This is a genomic window from Alkalihalobacterium chitinilyticum (assembly GCF_029028005.1).
In the GTDB taxonomy this organism is placed as follows: domain Bacteria; phylum Bacillota; class Bacilli; order Bacillales; family Bacillaceae_F; genus Alkalihalobacterium; species Alkalihalobacterium chitinilyticum.
In genome coordinates this window covers 371,100-395,020 of record NZ_JAOTPO010000001.1, presented here as the reverse complement: position 1 = coordinate 395,020, position 23,921 = coordinate 371,100, and the positions used below count along the sequence as shown (strand labels likewise).

The 23,921-nt window shown below is 38.4% G+C and carries 25 protein-coding genes and 1 riboswitch; of the genes, 17 read left to right on the top strand and 8 right to left on the bottom strand.

Annotated elements, in window-relative coordinates:
* The first annotated feature begins 2 nt into the window (after nt 1-2).
* From N7Z68_RS02005 to N7Z68_RS01970, 8 genes are all read left to right on the top strand, one after another.
* On the top strand, nt 3-1,394 hold the full coding sequence (locus tag N7Z68_RS02005; RefSeq protein ID WP_373323089.1) for a cobyrinic acid a,c-diamide synthase CobB: 1,392 nt from the start codon (nt 3-5) through the stop codon (nt 1,392-1,394).
* Nucleotides 1,378-2,451, top strand: a complete 1,074-nt coding sequence (cobT, locus tag N7Z68_RS02000; protein ID WP_275116777.1) for a nicotinate-nucleotide--dimethylbenzimidazole phosphoribosyltransferase — start codon at nt 1,378-1,380, stop codon at nt 2,449-2,451. Before N7Z68_RS02005 ends, cobT begins: the two co-directional genes overlap by 17 nt.
* 13 nt (nt 2,452-2,464) lie before the next feature.
* Complete coding sequence (cobA, locus tag N7Z68_RS01995) at nt 2,465-3,229, top strand: uroporphyrinogen-III C-methyltransferase (RefSeq protein WP_275116776.1); 765 nt, start codon at nt 2,465-2,467, stop codon at nt 3,227-3,229.
* A gap of 307 nt (nt 3,230-3,536) precedes the next feature.
* Nucleotides 3,537-4,535, top strand: a complete 999-nt coding sequence (locus N7Z68_RS01990; protein ID WP_275116921.1) for a FecCD family ABC transporter permease — start codon at nt 3,537-3,539, stop codon at nt 4,533-4,535.
* Nucleotides 4,535-5,320, top strand: coding sequence for an ABC transporter ATP-binding protein (locus tag N7Z68_RS01985; protein ID WP_275116775.1), 786 nt, complete (start codon nt 4,535-4,537; stop codon nt 5,318-5,320). Before N7Z68_RS01990 ends, N7Z68_RS01985 begins: the two co-directional genes overlap by 1 nt.
* Before the next feature lie 82 nt (nt 5,321-5,402).
* Nucleotides 5,403-6,503 carry a methyltransferase domain-containing protein gene (locus N7Z68_RS01980; protein ID WP_275116774.1) on the top strand — a complete coding sequence of 367 codons (1,101 nt, stop codon included), beginning with the start codon at nt 5,403-5,405 and terminating at the stop codon, nt 6,501-6,503.
* Nucleotides 6,490-7,503: an ABC transporter substrate-binding protein gene (locus N7Z68_RS01975; protein WP_275116773.1), complete on the top strand. Its 1,014-nt coding sequence runs from the start codon at nt 6,490-6,492 to the stop codon at nt 7,501-7,503. Before N7Z68_RS01980 ends, N7Z68_RS01975 begins: the two co-directional genes overlap by 14 nt.
* An 84-nt stretch (nt 7,504-7,587) precedes the next feature.
* On the top strand, nt 7,588-7,926 hold the full coding sequence (locus N7Z68_RS01970) for a hypothetical protein (RefSeq protein ID WP_275116772.1): 339 nt from the start codon (nt 7,588-7,590) through the stop codon (nt 7,924-7,926).
* 90 nt (nt 7,927-8,016) lie between these two features.
* On the opposite strand, the gene thiC is transcribed toward N7Z68_RS01970, so the two are convergent.
* Nucleotides 8,017-9,771, bottom strand: a complete 1,755-nt coding sequence (thiC, locus tag N7Z68_RS01965) for a phosphomethylpyrimidine synthase ThiC (RefSeq protein ID WP_275116771.1) — start codon at nt 9,769-9,771, stop codon at nt 8,017-8,019.
* 195 nt (nt 9,772-9,966) lie between these two features.
* Nucleotides 9,967-10,078: riboswitch (TPP riboswitch) on the bottom strand.
* A 511-nt stretch (nt 10,079-10,589) separates the two neighbouring features.
* On the opposite strand from thiC, the gene N7Z68_RS01960 reads away from it, so the two are divergent.
* Nucleotides 10,590-11,960 (top strand): aspartate kinase, encoded by a 1,371-nt coding sequence (locus tag N7Z68_RS01960; protein ID WP_275116770.1) that lies wholly within the window; start codon nt 10,590-10,592, stop codon nt 11,958-11,960.
* 168 nt (nt 11,961-12,128) lie between these two features.
* Nucleotides 12,129-12,407 carry an amphi-Trp domain-containing protein gene (locus N7Z68_RS01955; protein ID WP_275116769.1) on the top strand — a complete coding sequence of 93 codons (279 nt, stop codon included), beginning with the start codon at nt 12,129-12,131 and terminating at the stop codon, nt 12,405-12,407.
* A 22-nt stretch (nt 12,408-12,429) separates the two neighbouring features.
* Here the strand turns inward: N7Z68_RS01955 and N7Z68_RS01950 are convergent, their stop codons facing one another.
* Nucleotides 12,430-13,263, bottom strand: coding sequence for an ion transporter (locus tag N7Z68_RS01950; RefSeq protein WP_275116768.1), 834 nt, complete (start codon nt 13,261-13,263; stop codon nt 12,430-12,432).
* 201 nt (nt 13,264-13,464) lie between these two features.
* Between N7Z68_RS01950 and N7Z68_RS01945 the strand changes: the two genes are divergently transcribed.
* Together N7Z68_RS01945 and N7Z68_RS01940 are read left to right on the top strand one after the other, a co-directional pair.
* Entirely contained in the window at nt 13,465-14,478 is a 1,014-nt protein-coding gene (locus tag N7Z68_RS01945; RefSeq protein WP_275116767.1) for an NAD(P)/FAD-dependent oxidoreductase, read from the top strand.
* A gap of 83 nt (nt 14,479-14,561) precedes the next feature.
* Nucleotides 14,562-15,320 (top strand): class I SAM-dependent methyltransferase, encoded by a 759-nt coding sequence (locus N7Z68_RS01940; protein ID WP_275116766.1) that lies wholly within the window; start codon nt 14,562-14,564, stop codon nt 15,318-15,320.
* Nucleotides 15,321-15,435: 115 nt separating this feature from the next.
* Here N7Z68_RS01940 and proC read toward each other — a convergent pair whose 3' ends face one another.
* Genes proC through proB form a run of 3 tightly spaced genes read right to left on the bottom strand, consistent with a single transcriptional unit; the run spans nt 15,436 to nt 18,649 of the window.
* Complete coding sequence (gene proC / locus N7Z68_RS01935) at nt 15,436-16,269, bottom strand: pyrroline-5-carboxylate reductase (protein WP_275116765.1); 834 nt, start codon at nt 16,267-16,269, stop codon at nt 15,436-15,438.
* A gap of 17 nt (nt 16,270-16,286) precedes the next feature.
* On the bottom strand, nt 16,287-17,531 hold the full coding sequence (locus N7Z68_RS01930) for a glutamate-5-semialdehyde dehydrogenase (RefSeq protein WP_275116764.1): 1,245 nt from the start codon (nt 17,529-17,531) through the stop codon (nt 16,287-16,289).
* Nucleotides 17,528-18,649, bottom strand: coding sequence for a glutamate 5-kinase (proB, locus tag N7Z68_RS01925; RefSeq protein WP_275116763.1), 1,122 nt, complete (start codon nt 18,647-18,649; stop codon nt 17,528-17,530). The genes N7Z68_RS01930 and proB overlap by 4 nt, the downstream gene beginning before the upstream one ends.
* Nucleotides 18,650-19,098: 449 nt before the next feature.
* Between proB and N7Z68_RS01920 the strand changes: the two genes are divergently transcribed.
* Complete coding sequence (locus tag N7Z68_RS01920) at nt 19,099-19,896, top strand: SDR family NAD(P)-dependent oxidoreductase (protein ID WP_275116762.1); 798 nt, start codon at nt 19,099-19,101, stop codon at nt 19,894-19,896.
* Here N7Z68_RS01920 and N7Z68_RS01915 read toward each other — a convergent pair.
* The 3 genes from N7Z68_RS01915 to N7Z68_RS01905 all read right to left on the bottom strand — a co-directional run bounded on the left by N7Z68_RS01915 (nt 19,887) and on the right by N7Z68_RS01905 (nt 20,990).
* Nucleotides 19,887-20,087 carry a YqzH family protein gene (locus N7Z68_RS01915; RefSeq protein ID WP_275116761.1) on the bottom strand — a complete coding sequence of 67 codons (201 nt, stop codon included), beginning with the start codon at nt 20,085-20,087 and terminating at the stop codon, nt 19,887-19,889. The two genes, N7Z68_RS01920 and N7Z68_RS01915, sit on opposite strands and share 10 nt — an antisense overlap.
* A gap of 120 nt (nt 20,088-20,207) precedes the next feature.
* Nucleotides 20,208-20,690, bottom strand: a complete 483-nt coding sequence (locus tag N7Z68_RS01910; RefSeq protein ID WP_275116760.1) for a YqeG family HAD IIIA-type phosphatase — start codon at nt 20,688-20,690, stop codon at nt 20,208-20,210.
* A 153-nt stretch (nt 20,691-20,843) separates the two neighbouring features.
* The gene (locus N7Z68_RS01905; protein ID WP_275116759.1) at nt 20,844-20,990 is read right to left on the bottom strand and encodes a hypothetical protein; all 147 of its coding nucleotides are present in this window, start codon (nt 20,988-20,990) and stop codon (nt 20,844-20,846) included.
* Between the two features lie 235 nt (nt 20,991-21,225).
* Between N7Z68_RS01905 and N7Z68_RS01900 the strand changes: the two genes are divergently transcribed.
* The 4 genes from N7Z68_RS01900 (at nt 21,226) to N7Z68_RS01885 (ending at nt 23,889) form a co-directional block, all read left to right on the top strand.
* On the top strand, nt 21,226-22,434 hold the full coding sequence (locus tag N7Z68_RS01900) for a Y-family DNA polymerase (RefSeq protein WP_275116920.1): 1,209 nt from the start codon (nt 21,226-21,228) through the stop codon (nt 22,432-22,434).
* Between the two features lie 14 nt (nt 22,435-22,448).
* Nucleotides 22,449-22,781 carry a YolD-like family protein gene (locus tag N7Z68_RS01895; RefSeq protein ID WP_275116758.1) on the top strand — a complete coding sequence of 111 codons (333 nt, stop codon included), beginning with the start codon at nt 22,449-22,451 and terminating at the stop codon, nt 22,779-22,781.
* Between the two features lie 179 nt (nt 22,782-22,960).
* Nucleotides 22,961-23,245: a hypothetical protein gene (locus N7Z68_RS01890; protein WP_275116757.1), complete on the top strand. Its 285-nt coding sequence runs from the start codon at nt 22,961-22,963 to the stop codon at nt 23,243-23,245.
* 164 nt (nt 23,246-23,409) lie between these two features.
* Nucleotides 23,410-23,889, top strand: a complete 480-nt coding sequence (locus N7Z68_RS01885) for a low molecular weight protein-tyrosine-phosphatase (RefSeq protein ID WP_275116756.1) — start codon at nt 23,410-23,412, stop codon at nt 23,887-23,889.
* The last annotated feature ends 32 nt before the right edge of the window (nt 23,890-23,921 follow it).

Genomic DNA, 23,921 nt, shown 5'->3' with positions numbered 1-23,921 from the left:
TGATGCAAAGAAGAATAGTGATTGCAGGAACAAGTAGTGGAGTGGGAAAGACGACACTAACGATCGGCTTAATGGCGGCTTTTAAAAAGAAAGGTTTAACTGTTCAAGGATTTAAGTGTGGACCAGATTATATTGATCCTAGTTATCATACAGCTGTAACAGGTAGGCATTCCCGAAATGTTGATAGCTGGATGCTCGATCATGATATCGTCAATGATATTTTTGTCAAGGCAAGTGAAGATGCGGATATATCAATTATTGAAGGTGTAATGGGTTTTTATGATGGAAAAAGTCCAAAGAGCAATATTGGCAGTACAGCTGAGATTAGCCTGCTTCTTCAGGCGCCAGTTATATTAGTTGTTAATATTGCGAGTATGGCTAGAAGTGCTGCTGCCATCGTTAAAGGCTATCAATTACTCGACCCAAATGTAAATATTGCGGGTGTCATCCTAAACCAAGCGGGGAGCAAAGGGCATTATGAGCTTTGTAAAACCGCAATTGAACAAGAGTGTGATGTTCCAGTTGTCGGGTACTTATTAAAAGGCGATGGCTTACATATTCCAGAACGCCATTTAGGATTAATTCCAGCAATTGAACGAGGTGAACTTGACGAGTTTTTTAATGAACTTGGTGAAGTAGTTGCTGATCGAATGGACTTAGATGAGTTATTGCGCATCGCAGAACAAGGTCCGGTTCTTCAATCTAAAACGGATTTATTTTCAAATCAGGAAGAGGAAGATCCTAAAGTGAAAATTGCAGTGGCTTATGATTCTGCGTTTAACTTTTATTATCGTGAAAACCTCATGTTGTTGGAAAAAGCAGGTGCAGAACTTGTTTTCTTTAGCCCTCTTAAAGGAGAAACGTTACCGGCTGGAGTAGACGGACTGTACATTGGTGGTGGCTTTCCAGAAGAGTTTGCCAAAGAGCTATCAAAAAACGCTCTAGCGAGAAAAGAGATTAAGAATGCTATAACAAATGAACTGCCTACCTTTGCTGAATGTGGAGGGTTTATGTACTTAACGGACTCCATTACAAATAGTGAAGGGAAAACATACCCAATGGTTGGTGTCATACCAGGAAGAGTAAAGATGCAGGAAAGCTTAGCAGCTCTCGGCTACCGGCAAGTAACTGCTATTGATGAAACGTTTCTTTTAGGGAAGGAAGCAGAAGCTCGTGGTCATGAGTTCCATTATTCTACATTTGAAAGTGATGCTGATTTTCAGAGGGCTTATTTTGTAAAAGCACTCCGTGGTGAAAAAGAAGAGGGCTATAAAACCGATTATCTAGTTGCCGGGTATACACATATTCATTTTGCTTCAAATCCAGATATGGCAAAGTCCTTTGTTGAGAAATGTTTAGAGTATAAGGAGAAGAATGATGCAGAAAATCAATAAAATATTGTCCCAAATTAAACCGCTAAATCAACAAATAATGAAGAACGTTAGCGAACATGTTGACCAATTAACAAAGCCAATTGGAGCGCTTGGCAGGATTGAAGAGATGGCTATCCAATTAGCAGGAATTACTGGAAAAGAACGGCCATCGGTTAAAAAGCCTGCCATAGTGGTTTGTGCAGGAGACCATGGGATTGTTTCTGAAGGAGTCTCAGCATATCCACAAGAAGTAACCAAACTAATGATTCAAAATTTTATCGTCGGTCGTGCTGCAATTAATGTTCTCGGAAATCAAATTGGTGCAACGGTAACCGTCGTTGATGTCGGTGTTAATGGGGAAGTAGATCATCCTTCTTTAGTAAAGAAAAAGGTGAAAAACGGCACTAATAATTTCTTTACAGAAGATGCGATGAGTGAGACAGAAGCTGTTCAAGCGATTGAAGCGGGTATGGAAGTCGCACAAAACTTAATTCAGCAAGGGCATGAGCTAATTATTATTGGCGAAATGGGAATTGGAAATACGACGGCTAGCAGTGCATTAATTGCAGCTTATACGAAAGCTGCTGTACAAGATGTTGTCGGTCGTGGGACTGGACTTAATACAGACGAACATCAACATAAAATAGCAATTATTGAAGAGGCTCTACGACGTCGAAATGTAAACGACGCATCCCCACTCCAAGTGTTAGCCCGTGTCGGTGGACTTGAAATTGCAGCGATGACAGGAATTTTATTACAAGCTACAGCAAATCGTACGCCTGTCATTGTAGATGGGTTAATTTCGACTGCAGCGGCATTAGTTGCCTATGAAATGTGTCCAATGATTAAGGATTATTTAATTATTAGCCATCAATCTGTCGAACCAGGGCAAAAGGCTGTATTTGAATATTTAAATAAAAACCCATTGCTTTCGCTCGATTTAAGATTAGGAGAAGGGACGGGAGCGGCATTAGCTTATCCGCTGTTAGATGCGGCAACAAGAATTTTAACAGAGATGGCTACTTTCGCTGACCTAGGCATTGAAAAGAACAATGAGGCAACAGAAAGTACGGTGTAAAGGCGGGAACGAAATGAAAAATGGAAAGGTGTACTTAGTTGGGGCAGGACCGGGTGACCCGAAATTAATTACGGTCCGAGGCTTGGAGTGTATTAAGACATCGGATGTGATTATTTATGATCGACTAGCGAACCCATCTTTACTTGATTATGCAAATGTACGTGCGGAATTTATATATTGTGGAAAGCTACCGAAGCACCATACGTTAAAACAGGAGCAAATTAATGAATTATTAGTGGCCAAAGCAGAGGAAGGAAAAGTGGTTACTAGACTAAAAGGGGGGGACCCTTGTGTGTTCGGTAGAGTTGGTGAGGAAGCAGAAATTTTGGCAAACCATAAAATCCCATATGAAATTGTTCCAGGTGTATCCTCTGGAATAGCTGCACCAGCTTATGCTGGCATTCCTGTAACTCACCGTGATTATGGATCTAGCTTTGCGATGGTTACAGGGCATTTGCAAAATGAGGAAAATAATGAAGTTAAGTGGAGTGCTTTAGCAAATGGAATAGATACGATCGCTTTTTATATGGGCGTAAAAAACTTACCTTTAATCTGTAATCAATTAATTCTTCATGGTAAAAACCCCTCAACTGCAGTGGCTGTTATTGAGTGGGGAACAACGGAGAGACAACGGACGGTTGTTGGCACGCTAACAACGATTGAAGAGAAAGCAAGAGAAGGTAGTATTTCACATCCTGCTATTATTCTAGTTGGTGAAATTGTAACTTTACGAGAAAAAATCAAGTGGTATAGAGAAGATGCTACAGGAGTGTCTTAACATTCTGAAATCTCAACTACCAAATATAGATACAACTCCTTTTAGATTGTATCTATATTTGGTGCAAGTGTTTATTTAATTTTTTGATCGTCTTTACTCAGAAGTTGAAACAAATAAAAAGTTTTTGACAAACGAGGATAGTAGCGTATAACACAAATCGTAATGATTATGATTTATGGAAGGAGGACGATAAATGCAAGCTAACATAAAAAGGGACAACTCTCCTAAGTTAATACATAAGAAAAAGATTCTAAATGTTTCACATCTACTTTTTGTTTTCATATTAGCGAGTATACTAATTACTTCGATGACAGCAGCTGTGATGATTGGTCCTGTTTCTATCTCACCATTAACTGTTTGGAAAATAGCCTTCTCAAAACTACCAGTCATAAACGAATTCATCGTTCATGATTGGTCAAAATCACAGGAACAAATTATATGGGAAATTCGCTTTCCAAGAGTTTTATTAGGTGCAGTAGTCGGAGCAGGATTAGCTGTTGTCGGTGTGGCTATTCAAGCTTTAGTTCGTAATTCATTAGCGGATCCATTCATTCTTGGCGTATCATCTGGTGCATCTGTCGGTGCAACGTTAGTCATCATCTTTGGTGCATTTAAGCTATTTGGTCAGTATGCATTGTCAGCCGCTGCTTTCATAGGTGCACTTATTTCAGTATTACTTGTTTTTATGCTTGCACAAGTCCGTGGGAAAATATCTACTGTCCGCCTGCTCTTGGCAGGAATTGCTGTTTCAATGATGTTATCTGCTGTTACAAGCTATATCGTTATCTCTGCTCCGCGAGAAGAAGGAATAAGAGATGCAATGTTTTGGATGATGGGTAGTTTGGCTGGTGCCAAATGGGAGCAACTTCCCGTCCCTTTTTTCTCGTTAGTAATAGGCATTGTTATTTTAGTTTTATCCTATCGTCCTCTTAATTTACTTTTGATGGGAGACGCAACTGCTACAACGCTAGGTATGAATATTGATGTGTTTAAGAAATTCTTGATCTTATTAACGGCTTTAATAACTGGAGTTATGGTATCTGTTAGTGGTGCGATAGGATTTATCGGATTAATGGTACCACACATCGTCCGGTTAATGGTCGGTTCTGATCATCGAAGAGTGCTAATTGTTAGTAGTTTAGTAGGTGCAATTTTTCTAGTATGGGCAGATGTTGCTGCAAGAACTGTGGTATCACCCCAAGAATTACCAATAGGTATTGTTACAGCGATATGTGGTGGTCCGTTTTTTATCTGGTTATTAAGAAGAAGTAACTATTCATTTGGAACAGGGGATGGTGGCAAGTAGTGAAGCTTTCAGTCCAAAATGTAGTAACTAAAATTGACCAAAAGCCAATTATTCAAAATATCAATTTTCATGTGAATGATGGAGAATTTGTTGGTGTGATTGGACCAAATGGCAGTGGTAAATCAACATTGTTAAAAACGATTTATCGTATTTATGCACCTTCTAACGGGACTATACTAATTAATCAATCGAACACAAATAAGTGGAAAAACCGTAGATTTGCTCAACAAGTAGCTGTTGTTGGTCAGGAAAGCTCAGTGCCATTTGATTTTACAGTAGAGGATATTGTAAGTATGGGCAGGCATCCACATAAGGGATTTTTAGAAAAAGATAATGATTACGATGAAACAATAGTTACTCGGTCGTTAAATGAAGTTGGGATTGAGCATTATCGAAACCGTAGCTTTTCAGATTTGTCAGGTGGTGAAAAGCAAAGGGTATTAATAGCTAGAGCTCTCACGCAGGAACCAAAATTGTTTATATTAGATGAGCCTACTAACCATCTTGATATTCATCATCAATTACATCTTCTTGATGTTGTGAAAGGCTTGAAACTGACGTCTTTAGCTGCATTACATGATTTAAATTTAGCAGCTGCTTATTGCGATAAATTACTAGTTATAAACAAAGGGGAAATCGTTGCAGAAGGTTCACCAGAGCAAGTGTTAACAGAAGGGCTATTAGCCGACGTGTTCCATGTTAATGGGACTATTATTAAGAACCCTATTACTGAGAAGGTCCATGTTTTATATACTTCAAAAGCAGAGGCTAAATCAATAGTTTAAAATTGAGTGTTTGGACCATAAATCGAATGTTTGGATCATAATTAAGATAAGATTTGGTTTTTCGAATAATTAGGAGGAAGGAATGGGCGAATATAAATGTGATTTTTGTGGATTTCAATATAAAGAAAGAAATGGCGATACGAAAAATGGAATTCCAATCGGAACACCATTTGAACAGTTAGCTGGGTCGCTTTGTAACCGCTGCGGTATGCAGGGGGAGCGACATAAGAGACAACTTACTCAACCTTATATTGGCCTTGAAGCCGAGTATTTCGATCTTTTTACTGGGAAAAGTGGTGTGAAATTCTTTAAACAAATGATTAATACTACTCCTGAACCTACTGTATTAGAGCTAGGAGTTGGAACTGCCAGAATCGCGTATGAATTAGCTGTTCAGGGAGTTGATGTGACAGGGCTCGATACGAGTGAAGATATGCTGGCGATAGCTGAAAAAAAACGAAAAAGGTTAAGTGATGTGTCTAAGTTAACTTTAATACAGGAGAATGCATTAGATTTCAATCTATCTTTTAAGTTTACCCATATTCTACTAACAGAAGGGTTCTTACAACACTGCCTGTTAGCGGATGAACAGCTGCAAGTATTGGCAAACGTAAAAAAACATCTAATAGACGGTGGATTAGTGGCAGTTGACCTTATTGTTCCACCGAATGAGAGAAATTGGAAGGGAAGTCAATGTAAACAATGGGGGAAGAAACGAATTTATAAGACAATCGAGGGTGAAACTCTCTTAAACCGACAGACATTTGAAACAACGATAACCTATGAAACATATGAACAAAACAATGAAGTATCTCGATTTAAAGTAGACCGGGAGTATAGTTTAATACTTCCTAGGGAAATGTGCTATCTATTAAACGCAGAAGGCTTTGAAGTAATTGACATGTTCGAAAATTATCAAACTTGCTATCAACGTATTTCGGCAACAACATTAATACCTCAATTAGCTAAAAAACGAGCTGGAGCAGTATTAAGAAGAGATGAAACACTTGATGAGAGTATAAATGATCTCCAACGCAACCTACAACCTTTTAAAGAGGAGGTTTGGACAAATGGGGGGTATCCAATTCCCATTCGAGGAGACATAACAGACTATCAAATAAGTAATCGCTGGACAATTATTGCTAAATATAAAAATAAGGAGAATGAATATGAAAAAAATTAATAAAATGAAATCAATCTTATCGGCTATTATACTTACATCAACACTGTTAGTTGGATGTGGACAGGAGACGGGAACAAACGAAGAGGTGACAACAACGAATAGTTCTCAAGTTAAAGAAGTTGAAAAGGTAGACCAAAATGAATATAAATCATTTGAAATCGAAAATAATGAGCAGCTGTTAATGTTCACTGAAGCACCTAAGCGTGCAGTTACGTTAAACCAACACGTAACTGAAGTGATGCTAGCTCTTGGATTAGAAGAATTTATGGTTGGCACCGCATATTTAGATGATGCCGTCTTACCAGAATTTAAGGAAGCTTATGAGTCAATCCCAGTTCTTTCTGATCGATACCCATCGCAAGAAGTGTTTTTAGCAGAAGAACCTGATTTCGCTTATGCAGGGTGGGGAAGTGCATTTCGCGAGGATAATATTGGTACTGTTGAACAATTAAAAGAGTTTGGGGTCAATGCATATTTACATGAATCTTCTAGTAAAGTTGGCCCGACAATTGATGATATTTATTCAGATATTTTAAATGTAGCACGTATCTTTAACGTCGAAGAAAGAGGAGCACAATTAATTGCTTCGATGGAAGAAGAACTATCTAAAATTCAAAAAAATATTCCACAGATAACAGAAAAGAAGAAAGTGTTTGTATTTGATAGTGGTGATACTGCGCCTTTTACAGTGGCACAAAATTTTTTGAATTCTTTAATCACGCTAGCGGGAGCAGAAAATATATTTAGTGAAATCGATAAAAACTGGGCAGAAGTAAGCTGGGAAGAAGTAGTGGATCGAGACCCTGAAGTAATCATCATTGTTGATTATGGTGAAACAACGGCTGAAGAGAAAAAAGAAACATTACTGCGTCATCCCGCACTAGAAGATGTTACGGGTATTAAAAACGAGAACTTTATTGTAATTCCATTATCTGCAGTAGCAGAAGGAATTCGAGCACCTTATGCTTTGGAAATTTTGGTAAACGGCTTATATAAATAAAGTTCAAGCGTTGTTCATTGCTCATCTGATGAATTCATACTAGAATAAATAATAGAATACGAGCTAGATGAAAGGCATGAAAAAATGAACAAACAAATTTCTATATTGCTTTCTGTTTTTATTATACTTTTTGCATTAATTGGATCATTGGTTAAAACGACAGAAGTCGCACCAGCTAATGCTCGAATGATAGTGGATCATTCTCATAACGTCTATGTTTCTCCTCCTTGCTTTAATGAAGCGGATGTTTCCAACTTTTTAGAAGAGGTAACCATGAAGGATGCACTTGATATGGGGTATAGACCTGATTCAAGCTGTACAGAAGAATCATTAATAGGTGAGTCAAGATCGTTAATTTCGCTATTATTTGAAACCGTGGGTCTTCGTAAAGGAAAGTGGGACCGTGATGGAGAATGGCAATAATATTGTTTTTGATTAAGTAATTTTCATTTGCATAGCATAAAAAAAGAAGCTGATTGATAGATTCCCAATCTATCAATCAGCTTTTTTTGACTATTTATAAATTTTACTTCCTTGTTCCTTAAATTCTTCAGATTTCTTTTCCATTTCTTCTTTGAGCAAAGTGTGTTCATCGATTCCTTTTTCTTTTGCGGTTTGTCGAATATCTTGAGAAATTTTCATACTGCAAAACTTTGGCCCGCACATCGAACAGAAGTGGGCAGTTTTGGCACCTTCTGCTGGCAAGGTTTCATCATGAAAACTCATTGCTTTTTCTGGATCTAAAGATAAGTTAAATTGATCTCGCCAACGAAACTCAAAGCGAGCTTTTGAAAGTGCATCATCTCGTCGTTGGGCATTAGGGTGACCTTTTGCTAAATCAGCAGCGTGTGCAGCAAGTTTATAGGTAACTACACCTTCTCGTACATCATCCTTATTTGGTAGACCTAGGTGTTCTTTTGGTGTTACATAGCAAAGCATGGCTGTTCCGTAAGAAGCAATCATCGCCGCGCCGATCGCTGAAGTAATATGGTCATAACCTGGTGCGATATCAGTAGTGAGTGGACCTAATGTATAGAAAGGTGCTTCATGACAAATATCAAGTTGTTTATCCATATTTTCTTTGATTTTGTGCATGGGCACATGTCCAGGACCCTCTACCATTACTTGTACGTCATGCTCCCAAGCAATTTTCGTTAATTCTCCTAATGTTTCCAGTTCAGCAAATTGGGATTCATCATTAGCATCAGCGATTGAGCCTGGACGCAAACCATCACCTAATGAGAAGGCGATATCATACGTTTTCATAATTTCACAGATCTCAGCAAAATGAGTATAGAGAAAGTTTTCTTGATGGTGGGCAAGACACCATGCAGCCATAATCGAACCACCTCTAGAAACAATACCGGTTAACCGATTAGCTGTAAGCGGTACATACCGTAGTAACACCCCAGCGTGGATCGTAAAATAATCTACTCCTTGTTCTGCTTGTTCTATTAATGTATCTCGGTAAACTTCCCAGTTTAAGTCTTCAGCTACTCCATTTACTTTTTCAAGGGCCTGGTAAATAGGCACTGTACCTACTGGAACTGGACTGTTTCGAATAATCCATTCTCTTGTTGTATGTATATGCTTTCCTGTGGATAAGTCCATAATTGTATCGGCCCCCCACCGGATGGCCCAAGTCATTTTTTCGACCTCTTCTTCTATAGATGAGCTGACTGCAGAGTTCCCAATATTCGCATTGATTTTCACGTGAAAGTTACGTCCGATAATCATTGGTTCACTTTCAGGGTGATTAATATTGGATGGAATTATCGCTCTGCCACTCGCTATTTCTGAACGCACAAACTCAGGGTCTAGACCTTCTCGAATTGCAATAAACTCCATTTCAGGTGTGACGATTCCTTTTTTAGCATAGTGAAGTTGGGTTACATTTTTGCCTTGCTTCGCTCGTAATGGTTTTCTGCTTGTTGTATCAAAGACTTCCACAGCTTTTGTTTTTTTAATATCAATAAAACCATTATCCTCAGGTTTTATATCACGCCCTTCATAAGATTCAACGTCACCACGGTCTAAAATCCATTGCTTGCGTAATTCTGGCAATCCTTTTCTGACATCTGCCTGATACGTAGAGTCAGTGTAAGGCCCGGTCGTATCGTATACTCTAAACGGTTCATTAGGAATTTCTTCTCCATTAAATGAGGTTGGGCTTAGTTCAATTTCACGAAAAGGAACAGCAATCGAATCGTTTGTACTGCTTTTCTCATAAACTTTCTTACTGTTTGGAAATGGGTTAAGAATTGACATGAATAAATCCTCCTAAGTTTGATTTAAGTTCTGGGTGATAGAACCGATCACGGAGGAGGGGAATGATATTATAAGAATGGAATCCATTTTTATAGTTGCAATCATTATGATGTTATCCGACTGTTAGACTGTCGGATATTTTGCATAATGTGTACTATAAAAATAAAAAGACCGCTAGAAAGCGGTCGAATGGACATAAGTATTCTACAAAATCCCTCCGCTAGCATTACCTAGATCAGGTTCACGGTCGACAACAGTATCAGTTGTCCTCTCAGCCCTTTGCTTTGGAGCTCCCGTTTTCTTCAGTTGTACTATTAAATTAACACAATATTATGGAAAAGAAAACAGTTAATTGGATCTATTTTCCTTTTTATTGTACTTTCTTCATGGTGAGTACTAATTTTTTAATTCCTATATGTGATGTTGGTTTCAAAAACTGACTAAAGGAAGTGAAGAATAACATTAGCTTACTGGATGGTTACATACTAAAAAAAAGTAATTACGAATAATTTATGAATAAGGTTCTGGGGAGAAGGGATTTTGCTGAGAAATATCGAATATTGTTTGTTAATTTCAGCTCTTTATTCCTGTGAAGTGTTACTGTCACATGAAAATCCAACCATATGGGAGGGTTTTCTATCGATTAGCGTGAATGGGGAGAATGTGAAGGTTGAATAAACCAGTTGGTGATATATCCTTACACAGCCTGCGATATCCAATTTATTCAACTTTGCAAACAGGGAAGGGCTATGATAAATTATGAATTATCGAAATATTAAGGGAGCAGAAAAAAACTTTATAGGAGTTGGAGAAACGAGATGAGAGTAGCGAAATTCGGTGGAACATCAGTGGCTAACGCAGAACAAATTCGTAAAGTGGCTTCAATCATTGCTGAGAATGAAGAGAGAAAATTTGTAGTCGTTTCAGCACCAGGAAAAAGGGAAGCAACAGATACAAAGGTTACGGATTTACTTATACAGTTAGCGGATGCCGTGTTAGAAAAAGGTCACGTTGAAAATGCTTTACGTGCCGTTGTAAGCCGTTATGAAGAGATTGCATTAGATTTAAATTTGTCAGCAGATATTATAGAAACGATAAAAGAGGATTTACAAGCCCGAGTAGCTTTTGACACTTCACATGAAGGGAAATTCATTGATCAAATGAAAGCCAGTGGAGAAGACAACAATGCAAAGTTAATTGCGGCTTACTTTCAAAGTACCGGAATTGAGGCGCAATATGTAAATCCAAAAGAGGCCGGATTATTAGTGAGTGATGAACCTGGAAACGCTCAAGTTCTTCCGGAAAGCTACGATCATTTGTTCCAACTAAGGGAACGTCCAGGTGTAATTGTTTTTCCAGGATTTTTTGGCTACTCAAAAGAAGGAACTTTAGTTACTTTCCCTCGAGGTGGATCAGATATTACAGGATCCATTTTAGCTGCAGGAGTGAAGGCAGATTTATATGAGAATTTCACAGATGTTGATTCGGTATTTGCAGCCAATCCAAAGATCGTTGAAAATCCTGTGAACATTAAGAAAATGACGTATCGTGAAATGCGTGAGTTATCATATGCTGGTTTTTCAGTATTTCATGATGAAGCGTTAATGCCTGCATTCCGTCAGTCCATTCCTGTATGTATTAAAAATACAAATAATCCAGAAGCTCGTGGGACGATGATAATGGCTGAACGTGCTTGTGTGTTAAATCCAGTGATTGGGATTGCAAGTGACTCAGAATTTTGCACGCTATATGTGCGGAAGTACTTAATGCACCGTGAAATCGGTTTTGGACGTAAATTACTTCAAATTATTGAAGAAGAAGGCATTTCCTACGAACATATCCCATCTGGTATTGATGACACGTCTGTTATTTTAAAACAGTGTCAGTTGGATGGGGAGAAAGAAGATCGCATCATTACTCGTATTCGAGAAGAGTTAGATGTAGATGATGTGTATGTAGAGCGCGATTTTTCCATGATTATGATGGTTGGCGAAGGAATGCATAATACGATCGGTCTTTCAGCACGTGCAACTTCGGCACTTGCCAATGCTGATGTAAATATTGAAATGATTAACCAAGGCTCTTCAGAAGTCAGCTTAGTATTTGGTATTCGCCAAGAAGATGAAGAGAAAGCCGTTCGTGCCCTATATGAAGAATTTTTTGGAGCAGCGGACGATTCAATTGAATAAAAATTGAAGTTTGAGCAAGGTGCAAATCAAAAAGCGATTTGCACCTTGCTTTTGTGTACTATTGAATATCTTCATATGAAACAACACTCTTTAGTCAAATATCGTTCACATAAGAGAGACAAGGAATAGCTTATAATAAAAGTAATTAGGATTAAAGGGGGCAATAAGATGAATGAAGCAGGAAAAGTACCAACTCAAATTATCTTAAAACATAAAGAGCAACAAGGTCTAAGTGATTTTGCTGACGTGTTAGAAATGATTGCAAAAAAACTTAGAGAAGAAGGTCAGTTCGTTTTTATGCAAGGTGAGGAAGAAGTGCAAGTGAAACCGTCGCAACGTCTAAAAGTAGAATATGAATACTCGACTAAAGGGGACAAGCATTCGTTTGAGATTGAGTTTGACTGGGTGGAAGGCGAAACAGGCCCAAATAAAATGGGAATTAAATAAGTAAAAAGCTGAGGGCATTTCCTCAGCTTTTGTTCATCTTAATCATCATATTTTTAAGTTCAGCAATTTCTTTACGAAGCTCTCGTACCTCATTTTTCATTTCGGCCTCGTTATCGTCGTCTTCGTCTTTACTTGTTTTTTCAACATTACTTACGATAACCCCGATAAACAAGTTAAATACAATGAAGGTACCGACAAGGATAAAGAGAACAAAGTAGATCCATGACCAAGCTACTTCTGCAAATATAGGGCGCATAACCCCGCTGGCCCATGATTCTAGAGTAACTACTTGGAATAAGGTTAATAACGATAATTGCAAATTCCCGAAATACTCAGGGGCCACATCAGCAAACAACATCGTCCCCGTAACCGCAAATATATAAAAGATAATGCTCATTAAAATCATAATATTCCCTAGTGCCGGAATCGTTAATAAGAGCGCATCAACTAATTTTCGTAAAGAAGGAATAACGGAAATAGCTCGCAGGACCCGAAGAACACGCAGGATACGTAAAACGGTGACAAAGTGTGCACCTACAAAAATATGACCGGCCGCAACGATAAGAAAATCAAACCAGTTCCAGCTGCTTTTAAAGAAAGTGTAGGTTGGACGGGCAGCGATCATTCTTAGGGCAATCTCAATTGTAAAAATCCACAATAGGGTAATGTCAGCATAGTAAAACCAACTTGTATACGTTTGGTAGACATTAGGGTATGTTTCAATCCCTACTACAATGGCGTTTATAATAATAAATGTAATAACCGTAGTGGTAAATGCTTTATGTTCAACTATTTTTGCACAGTATTCCGAAATCCGATTCGGTTGTTTGTTTTCTTTTGCTTGTTGTGAAGCCATCTCTCTCCTCCAAAACTTACTCTTATCATCTATTTTCTACAAGGTAATAATTTAAAGCTTCAATGCATACCTACTTATTTTACTAGATTTTGATGTATAGGGAAAGAAAACATCGTAACTTCGTTCAACACATTGCCACCCACTAACAATATTCAATTTGTTACAATAAGGGAAACGTTGTATTTGAGGGAGATGGGGAGAATGGATCATTATTCGGTCATTATTGTCGGTGCGGGGTTAGCTGGAATTATGGCAGCAAAGAAATTTTCAGAGAAAAATGAGAATTACCTCGTATTAGATAAAGGAAAAAGTGTCGGGGGGCGAATGGCTACAAGAAGAGTAAGTGGTGGCAGAAGTGACCACGGTGCTCAATTCTTTACTGCTCGTAGTGAGCAAATGAAAGCTCTTGTAAAGGAGTGGGAGCAAGCTGGCCTTATACATACATGGACAAATGGTTTTCATCAAATGAACAATGTAACCGAAATCGGAAGTCTATCCTTACACAATGATGGTTACCCCCGTTATGCAGGTAAGAATGGAATGAATGCTTTAATGAAGGAATTAGCACAAGATCTAAACATTAAAGTAGACCATAAAGTGGAAAAAATTGAGTGGATAGAGGATAAATGGTCTGTAATTGTACGTAAAGGAAAAGAAGCAGAGTTAGTTTCTTTTATGGCAGATCAATTACTATTAACTTCACCTACACCACAATCTTTAGAGTTAATTGAAGAAGTAAAGGTGGAGGAAAATATTAAAGAAGATCTTAAGACAACGAGCTATTTTCCCTGCTTATGTACAATTGTTGCATTAGATGCACCTACGAATATACCAAAGCCAGGTGGAATTCAAATAAAAGAAGGGGTAGTGTCGTTCCTAGGTGATAATCAACAAAAAGGCATATCGGATACAACAGTAGTGACGATACACGGAAACGAATATTGGTCTCGTGAACATTATGATCAAGAAGACCAGGTCATAATAGAAAAACTAATTCAAGCAGCAAAGCCTCTTCTAGGAGAAGGTGAGATAGTAGAGAAACAGTTAAAGCGTTGGCGCTATTCAAAACCAGAAGCTTTACACCCAGATGAATTTGTCGCCACAACTCTTCCGGGACCTATCGCTTTTGCTGGAGATATATTTAAACGAGGAGCTGTTGAAGGAGCTGTACTTTCAGGATTAGCAGCATCAGATTGGCTATTAAACAGAGAATGAGCAACATGTAGAATACATTAACCTATAGCAAAAATTGGTGTACGATAGAGAAAAGAACTAGGTAGGGAGAATGAACAAACGGTATGAGTCTAAATAACAATCTAGAAGAATATCAAGACCCTGATTTATATGATTTTGAAAATGAAGCCTTTTTAGAAGATTTTTCAATGATCGAAGAGTTTGCAAAACAAGTAAATGGACCTGTTATTGAGTTAGCTTGCGGAACGGGAAGAATTGCACTGCGGCTTGCTGAGCAGGGGATAGAAACAGTAGGTGTTGACCTGCATGAAAAAATGTTAAGCAAAGCAAAAGAAAAAGCGAATGCAAAGGAGATAGATGTTCGTTTAGTAACGCAGGATTGTACAAAGCTAGATCTTGATATAAAAAGTTCATTTGTATTTATGGTGGGCAATTCGTTTCAGCACTTTTTATCCAATCAAGAACAAGATGATTTACTTTCCTCAGTATATCGGCACTTGAAAAAAGGTGGTCTATTTCTGTTTGGAACAAGGTTTCCTTCAAAAGAAGAATTAATGCAATCTGAACAAGAGGAATACTGGCGATCTTATCATGACACTGCAGGTCAAAAGGTCGATGTTTACACAGTCAGTCAATATGATGATTTAGCCCAAATTCAAACGTACAAGACGATTAGACGAAGTAAAGAGAACGAAGAGATCACCCATATTCAGCTCCGCTATGTCTACCCTAAGGAAATGGAACGACTGTTAACCTCTCATGGATTTACAATTGTTCATCAATATGGCAGGTGGGATAAAACACCGTTAACCAATCAAAGTCAGTCGATGATTTATATTTGTAAAAAAGAAAAAGATGAGTGAGAGTTTTTTTTCGGGGTCTTATTATCAATAGAAGTTTTGTGAATGATGCAGGACGGTTTTAAAACAAATAAATAGCCTTCAAAATCATAAAGTAGATGATTTTGAAGGCGTTTTTTTATTTGGACTCTGTAAAAATTTGTCCCATTTCTTTTGCTCGTGCAGAAGATCGTTTAATTCCAGCGATGACAGCATCTTGGAATTGGTAAGAGGCAAGCACATTTAATGCAGCCTCTGTTGCTCCATTTGGACTCATCACTTCTTTATAAAGCTGTGCAGATGTCTTTGAAGTAGACTCAAGACGCTTTAAAGAGCCTCTTAATGTTTGAATGATAGCTTCTTTTGCTTCTTCCTCTTCTAATCCAAGTTCTTTTGCTGCTCTTTCCATCGCTTCAACAAAATAGTAGATATAGGCTGGGCCACTTCCGGCAACTCCTGTAAAGCCGTCTTGTTTGTCCTCAGGAATAATGTGAACGGTCCCGATTGCTTCAAACAATTGAGCGGAAAGGTTTGTATCTTCTTCTGATGCAAATTTTCCAGCAGATAAAGCCGTAGCTGATTCGCCTACTTTCGCTGAAGTATTAGGCATAGAACGAATAACAGGCGCCTCCATCCCAAGTAGTTCTTCAAGGTATTGAGTTGTAACTCCAGCTAATACGGAAATGAAGATTTGTTCTTTTCGTATGAAAGGTTTAATCAGTTCAATTCCATCAATAACGTTTGATGGTTTCATTGCCAAGACAACAATATCCGCTTGAGCTAAGGCTTCCTCTTTATTAGTAGTTGTTTGGATGCCGTACGTATTCTTTAAGCTTTCTAGGCGGTCTGCATCTTTTCGATTCGTTGCAATAATTTGTTCTGGTTTTAATAATTCTTTGTTAATCAGTCCAGCGAAAATGGCTTCAGCCATTGAACCGGCTCCTACGAATGTTACAGTTTTATTTTTTAACATCACTTTCCACCTGCCCTTTACTTAATTTGTCCAGTGCCGCGAACGACATATTTCGTTGATGTTAATGCAGGAAGTCCCATTGGACCACGAGCATGAAGCTTTTGTGTGCTAATCCCTATTTCCGCACCAAAGCCAAATTCAAAACCGTCAGTGAAGCGAGTGGACGCATTATGGTATACAGCAGCTGCATCGACGTAATTTAAAAATTTGCTGACACTATCAGCATCATCCGAAATAATGGCTTCAGAATGCTTTGTTCCATATGTTTGAATATGTTCAATCGCTTCTTCTACACTATCAACTACTCGAAGTGCTACAGTTAAATCAAGATATTCTGTGCCCCAATCTTCTTCAGTAGCAGCCATTAAGCTAGTATCGACCTCGCATGCTTTTTCATTTGCGCGAATTTCAACGTGTTTTTCTTTTAGCTGGGCTAAAAGATCTTGTAAGTGAACCTTTGCCCAGTCTTTATGAACGAGGATCGTTTCCGCCGCATTACATACAGAAGGACGTTGAGTTTTCGCATTAACTGCAATGGAAATGGCCATTTCCTTATCGGCTGTTTCGTCAATATAAACATGGCAGTTTCCAACACCAGTTTCTAATACTGGAACCGAAGCGTTTTTAACGACAGATTGGATAAGGTTAGCACCTCCGCGGGGAATAAGCACGTCTAAGTATTCATTCAGTTTAAACATTTCAGAAGCCGTTTCACGACTTGTATCTTCAAGAAGTTGAACCGTTTCAATCGGTAATTGACTTTTCTCTAGTCCGCGATGAATGACTTGAACAATTGCTTTATTTGAAAAAATAGCTGTTGAGCTTCCACGTAAAATAACAGCATTTCCTGCTTTTAAACATAACCCAGAGGCATCAACAGTTACGTTTGGTCTTGCTTCGTAAATCATTCCAATTACACCGAGTGGAACTCTTACTTTTTTAATTTGTAATCCGTTTGGACGATCCCATTCTTCAAGAACTTCCCCAATCGGATCAGCTAGGTCTGCTACTTGCTTTAAACCATCTGCCATATCTTTGATACGATCACTCGTCAGCTTTAGTCGGTCAATCAGTGATTCGGTTAGACCGTTTTCTCGGCCTGCTATAATATCTTTTTCGTTTTCTGTAAGGATGTAGTCTGTTTCTTCAATTAGTTGTTCTGCTATAAGTAGTAATGCTTCATTTTTTTGTTCTGTCGTTAAGACAGCTAGATCTGCTGTAATTTCTTTTGCTTCTTTGGCTTTTTGAATGAGTTCACTCATTTGATCATCTTCTCCTTTATCGTTACCCATAAATTTCTGTGAATGACCTCTGATCGTTCTTTATTTGTCTGTTTTTTTGCTTCTTCACTTGATAATCCTTTAATTAATTCCAATTCACTCGATGAATAACTGACTTGACCTTTTCCAATCAATTCACCTTTTTGATTAAAGACTTCAATTACATCGCCAGTTGAGAAATTACCTTCAACTACGGTAATACCAGCAGGGAGAAGACTTTTTCCTTTATGAATGACTGCATTTTCAGCGCCGGGATCGATCGTGATTTTACCTGCAATTTCAGAATGAATTCCGATCCACTGTTTTTTACTTTTCATCATGTGGTGATCGGTATAGCCAATATAAGTGCCATCACCTTTTCCAGCAATAATATCGACAAGTTTATCTGATCCTGTCCCTAAGCCTATAAATACTTTAACACCAACGGAAAGGGCCGTTTTGGCTGCCTCGATTTTTGAACGCATACCGCCTGTGCCAACACTTGATCCAGCCCCTCCAGCAGCTTCGAGCAGTTCTTCAGTGACTTCTGGTAAGAATGAAAACTTTTTTGCGTTCGGATTGGTCTTCGGGTTGTCATCGTATAATCCGTTTATATCAGTAAGAATAATTAGTGTATTCGCATGAATAAGTCCGCTGACTAACGCTGACAGCATGTCGTTATCGCCAAACGTAAGCTCCTCAAGGGAAATTGAGTCATTTTCATTAATGATAGGGATGACGTCACGTTTGATGAGTTCGGATAGAGTAGAATAAGCATTGTTGTATTGTTCTTGATTTGAAAAATTATGTCTAGTGAGCAGCAGTTGCGCTGTAACGATGTCATGTTTTCTGAATTCTTCGGTATATGCTTGCATTAACAGCCCTTGCCCAACTGCAGCAGCAGCTTGCTTACCAGCGATGGTTACGGGGCGAGTAGGGTAGCCAAGGTGTGTAAATCCAGCAGCCACGGCACCGGAAGAGATGAGAATTACATCGTGACCTTGTTGTTTCAACTTTGCTATAGCCGCAGTATGTTCAGAAATCTTATCAATGGACAGCCCGCCGTTATTATTAGTTAACGAACTACTGCCGATTTTTACGACAATTCGTTGTTTCGTCATCGTCATCCCTCTTTTTATTTGTAGAGTCAGTGTAAAGTGATAAAATAGTTAGAAAAGCGGAAGCGCTTGGGTAGCGATAGAAGTAAAAAAATCCCAATAAACTAAAAAACTCTTCTGTCCTAATAAAAATAAAAGGACGGAAGAGTTGGATCCGCGGTACCACCTTTGTTGGCAAGCTATAAGCAAGCCCTCTTGGAACCGTTAACGCCGGCGACGGTCAGGTTTGCCTGACAGCTCAAGGGCAGGTTCAACAGTTTCAGCGGTGGCACACCTTTCAGCCGGTGGGTGTTGCTCTCTGGACACATGTCACTGTTTACTATTCCTATCAACGCTCATTATACTTTGGAGACTATTATAAGTTGAACTTGCAATTCCGTCAAGGTGTGACTGATTGTTTTTTCAAAATTATGAATAACTATACAGATAGGTAAAATGATTAGGAGGAAAAGATGACAACGAAATGGCTTCTACATAAAAAAATTGTAATAACAGGTGCTTCTAGCGGGATTGGGAAAGAGCTCGCTTTTCGCGTTGCTGAAATGGGAGCAACCCCGATTTTACTCGCTCGATCTATTAATAAATTAGAAATGATTACAAAAGAAATCAAGGAAAAACATGCTGTTCAAGCGTATTATTATCCATTAGATGTTACATCATTCGAAAGTGTGCAAAATACAGTTGAAAAAGTGGTTGCTAACCATGATACGATAGATGTTCTTATTAACAATGCCGGAATCGGTTATTTTGATGCTTTTAACGAGGCTGATTTCCATCAAGTTGAAGAGATGTTTCATGTGAATGTTTTAGGGCTGATGGCTTGTACTAAAGCGGTTCTGCCCTACTTCTTAGAAAAACAAGAAGGGCACATCATTAACATAGGTTCACAAGCAGGTAAGATTGCTACACCGAAATCGAGTGTTTATTCAGCAACGAAGCATGCGGTAAGAGGATTTACAAATGCACTGCGAATGGAATTGCACGATTCGAATATTTATGTAAGCCTTGTTAATCCGGGCCCGATTCGAACAGCCTTTTTTGATCAAGCCGATAAAACCGGTACGTATAAAAAGAATGTGGAAAAGATGATGTTAGCCCCAGAAGCAGTAGCAAAACGTATTGTGGAATTAATGATTAAGCCGAAGCGGGAGTTGAATTTACCATGGTGGATGGATGCAGGTTCAACGTTGTATCAGCTGTTTCCACGCCTCGTTGAAAAGATCGGCGGTAAAAAGTTTTATCAAAAGTAATTAACCGTTAAATAATCATAAATGACATCGTGAAGAATGTGGTGTAAATCTTCATTAGGGTTGGCGAGCCTTTGTTCATTAAATTTTTCTATAAGTGTGTTGACTTGGTCATCGCTTAAACGTACATCAGGGTCATGTACATAGCTAGCTGTTATTTTTTCAATCTTCTTTTTTAAAAACTGGCGATCCATAAATGATGCTCCTTCATTTCAATCTTTCTTTATTTTAGTAAAGTGGCTAAAGCAAAACAATACGGGGCACGTAAAAAGGTAGAAACTTTAACAGCTTCTACCCTCGCTTTACCATCTTTTTTACCATCTTCTACGAATTAGTCTTTCAAATACCCGCTTTAGTCTAATGTTCCACGGCTCGTGTTCTTCACCAACTGGATGAACTAGAGCTGTTTTCATATTTAGTCGCTTTCCACACCAAACATCTGTAAAAAGCTGATCTCCAAGAAATAAACTTGTTTCTTTTTTTGCTCCCATTTTCTGCATGTATCGTTCAATCTTCCGTATAGCGGGCTTTCCACTGCGCCCTAAGCCATGGATTCCTAAAGGCTCTGAAAACCGATCAACACGCCCTTGGCTGTTATTTGATACGATTGCAAGTTCGACTCCGTTTTCTTTTAACATGGTGACCCATTCCTCTACATCTTGTCCACCGGGTTGGTGGTGAATGGCAAGTGTGCTATCTAAGTCCGATAAAATCGTTTTTATATTATTCGTTTTTAGCCATTCTGCTGTAATTTCAGTAAAATGTTTTAACTCAAAATCAGGTTGAAAATATTTCATTGACTACAATTCTCCTATACATTCGGCTTTATTGTAATTTTCCCTTTTTTTCTAGTTAAATGCAACTTTAAAGGGGAATTTTGTTATTTTAGTATTATTCTAATGAAAATAGAGCACTGAATTTAGTCAGTACCCCTTTCTTATCTTTATTTTTCACCCAGTAACGATTGTATGTTTACCGCCTGGTTTTTCTTCTTCATCGTCATCGTAGGCAATTAATACGACATTTAATTCTTCTTCAAGACTTTTCAACCTTTGGAGCTGTTCGTTGTTTAAGTTTGCTACATGATAATGTTCCACGTTTTTTCACCTCATCCTTATTATTTCCAAATGTCTTTCAATTTATCGTTGCGAATAATGTTAGGACGTATTCATAGGAAGTGATCGTTGTAAACATTTTCTATTTGAAAAACGAACGTATATTCGATTATAATGAAGAATAAAATACGAACACAAGTTCTTTTTGAGGGGGATTTATTTGGTTCCGCAACCATTGTATGAAACGATTGAAAAACGCAGCATTCTTTGTGTCGATATGAAAAGTTTTTATGCCAGTTGTTCAGCGTTAGCGCTAGGGCTTGATCCATTAGAGTGTTATTTAGCTGTTGTTGCTGATACGGAAAGGTCCGGAAGTGTTGTGCTTGCAGCGACACCTAAACTAAAAAAAGACTTTGGAATTAAAACGGGAAGTCGGTTATTTGAAATTCCGGATGATCCTCGTATCCAGCTCGTTAATGCGCAAATGGCGATGTATCTGGATACTTCCGTGGAACTGACAAAGTTTTTTACTCGCTACGTCCCATTCGAAGCCATTCACGTTTATAGTGTGGATGAAAGCTTCCTTCAAGTAGATGGTACGGAACGTCTTTGGGGATCACCTTCACAATTAGCGCAGCGTATTCGTCAAGACATGTTAAGAGACTTTGGCTTAACATGTGCGATCGGGATTGGTCCGAATATGCTTATGTCCAAACTCTGTCTAGATATTAAAGCCAAAAAGACGGGAGTGGCCCAGTGGGATTTTGAGGATTTGCAAAATGAGTTATGGCCCTTACCGTTGCGCGAGATGTGGGGAATCGGTTCGCGGTTAGAAAAACGTTTAAATCGTCTAGGGATTCGAACTGTCGGACAGCTTGCACAATATGACGTGACAAGATTAGAGAAAGCGTTTGGTGTTATGGGAAATCAAATGTATTACCATGCATGGGGGATCGATTTGTCTGAGCTCGGCGCCCCGATTATGCAGGGGCAGATTAGTTTTGCAAAAGGACAAATTTTACTTCGTGATTATAAAGAGAGAGAAGATATTAAATGTGTCATTTTAGAAATGTGTGAGGAAGTGACAAGACGGGCTCGCAATGCTGGTAAGGCAGGGCGTACCGTAAGTTTAGGTCTTGGCTACAGTAAAGAAGAGTATGGCGGCGGCTTTTACCGCTCAGTCAGTCTTGATGAACCGACCAACTTGACTATGGATATTTACGAAGCATGTCTTCATTTAATGAAGAAGCATTATCGGGGAGAAACGGTAAGACAAATTACAATTGCGCTATCGAATGTTTGTGATGATGCTCATGTTCAGCTCAGTTTGCTGGATCCAGCGAAACCTCGGAAAAAGGAATTAGGTTATGCGATGGATGCCATTCGAAATAAATATGGATCAGATGCCTTATTACGAGCTGTTTCTTACACGGAAGCGGGTACAGCTAAATACCGTTGTACGCTTCTTGGCGGTCATAAAGCGTAGAGGAGATGAAATACATGATTAAAGATCGTGGAAATATAAAGTGGACAGCGATGATGCTTCCAGAACATGTAGGTTTACTTCGTGAGTTAAAAAAGGAGCTGACTTATCAAAAAAAGCCTCAACTTGATGAGCAACAGCTGTTAGAAATGAATGAACAGATTTGTGAAGGGATGGCAAATAACGCATCACTTATTTTTACTTACTATGAAAACTATGACTACCATTGTATGGTTGGTACGGTTCATCATTTTAATGAACAAGAAAGAAAACTGCACCTGATTGATCAATTTGGTGGAAAAAACTATTTACAACTGGATGAGATTATTGATGTAAAAACTTACAAGTAAAAACCATTTTTATGTATAAAATTGGTTTGGATTTCCTAGAATAGTTTCTATCTCGTAAATTGAACGAAACCTTCAAGATGTTGTAAAGTAATGGTCACAAATGTTTTTCAAAAATGGTATGACGAAGGTGTATAGTTAGTAGGTGCTATAAAATTTTTAGAATAGGAAGTGAAGAGAACGTGCGCGTTCATGATCTAGTCGAAACGAAAGAGTTTTTTATTGGGGAGACAAAGCCAAATTTCCATGTTATTTATGAAAAGTTTGAAAATAATGATGCAGTTTATGTAGATGGAGTCGTTCAAACGAAAAAGATGGGAATCGAAGAGATTGTCCAAATTTTTCGAGGTGAGGAAGATAGTTTATGTAATGTAGAACGATACTGTATTGGTAAAGAGTACCCGAATATTGAAGCAGTTTTGGCGAAAGTAAAGGAAAGTCATAGAGAAATCTTTATTTCAGAATAATTCATATAATGAAGACTGACTCAAAAGGGCCAGTCTTTTTATAATGCAGTTAGAGAAACTACGAAATTTAAGTCGATTGTAAGAACTGACAGGACGTTGCTTATCCTAATGAATTGCGCTAACATTTACGGTATGGATTTGTGATCTAGAAAGGAAGAGAAGCTATGGTAAGAGTATTATTCGTTTGTCTAGGTAATATTTGCCGATCGCCGATGGCAGAAGCTGTGTTTCGGAAAAAAGTAGAAGAAGCAAACTTAAGTGATCGATTTGACATTGATTCGGCAGGAACGGGAGACTGGCATATTGGCAAACCGCCGCACGAGGGAACGAGAAACATCTTAGACCAATACAAAATTGATTATAGTGGAATGAAGGCACGAAAAGTAACAAAGCCGGACTTACAGAACTATGATTATATCATTGCAATGGATGCGGAAAATGCAGGGAACTTAAACGCAATGGCAGAGCATGAGCAAACAGGAGAAATTGCAAGGCTTCTTGATTTTCTTCCGGAAAGTGATGTTGTTGATGTTCCAGATCCGTACTATACAGGTAATTTCGAAGAAGTATATGAATTAGTAAATAAGAGTTGTGAGAAATTACTTTCATACATATGTAAACAAGAAAATCTAAAGAAGAGCTGATCACACGAGGTCAGCTCTTTTTTAGTTCCAAA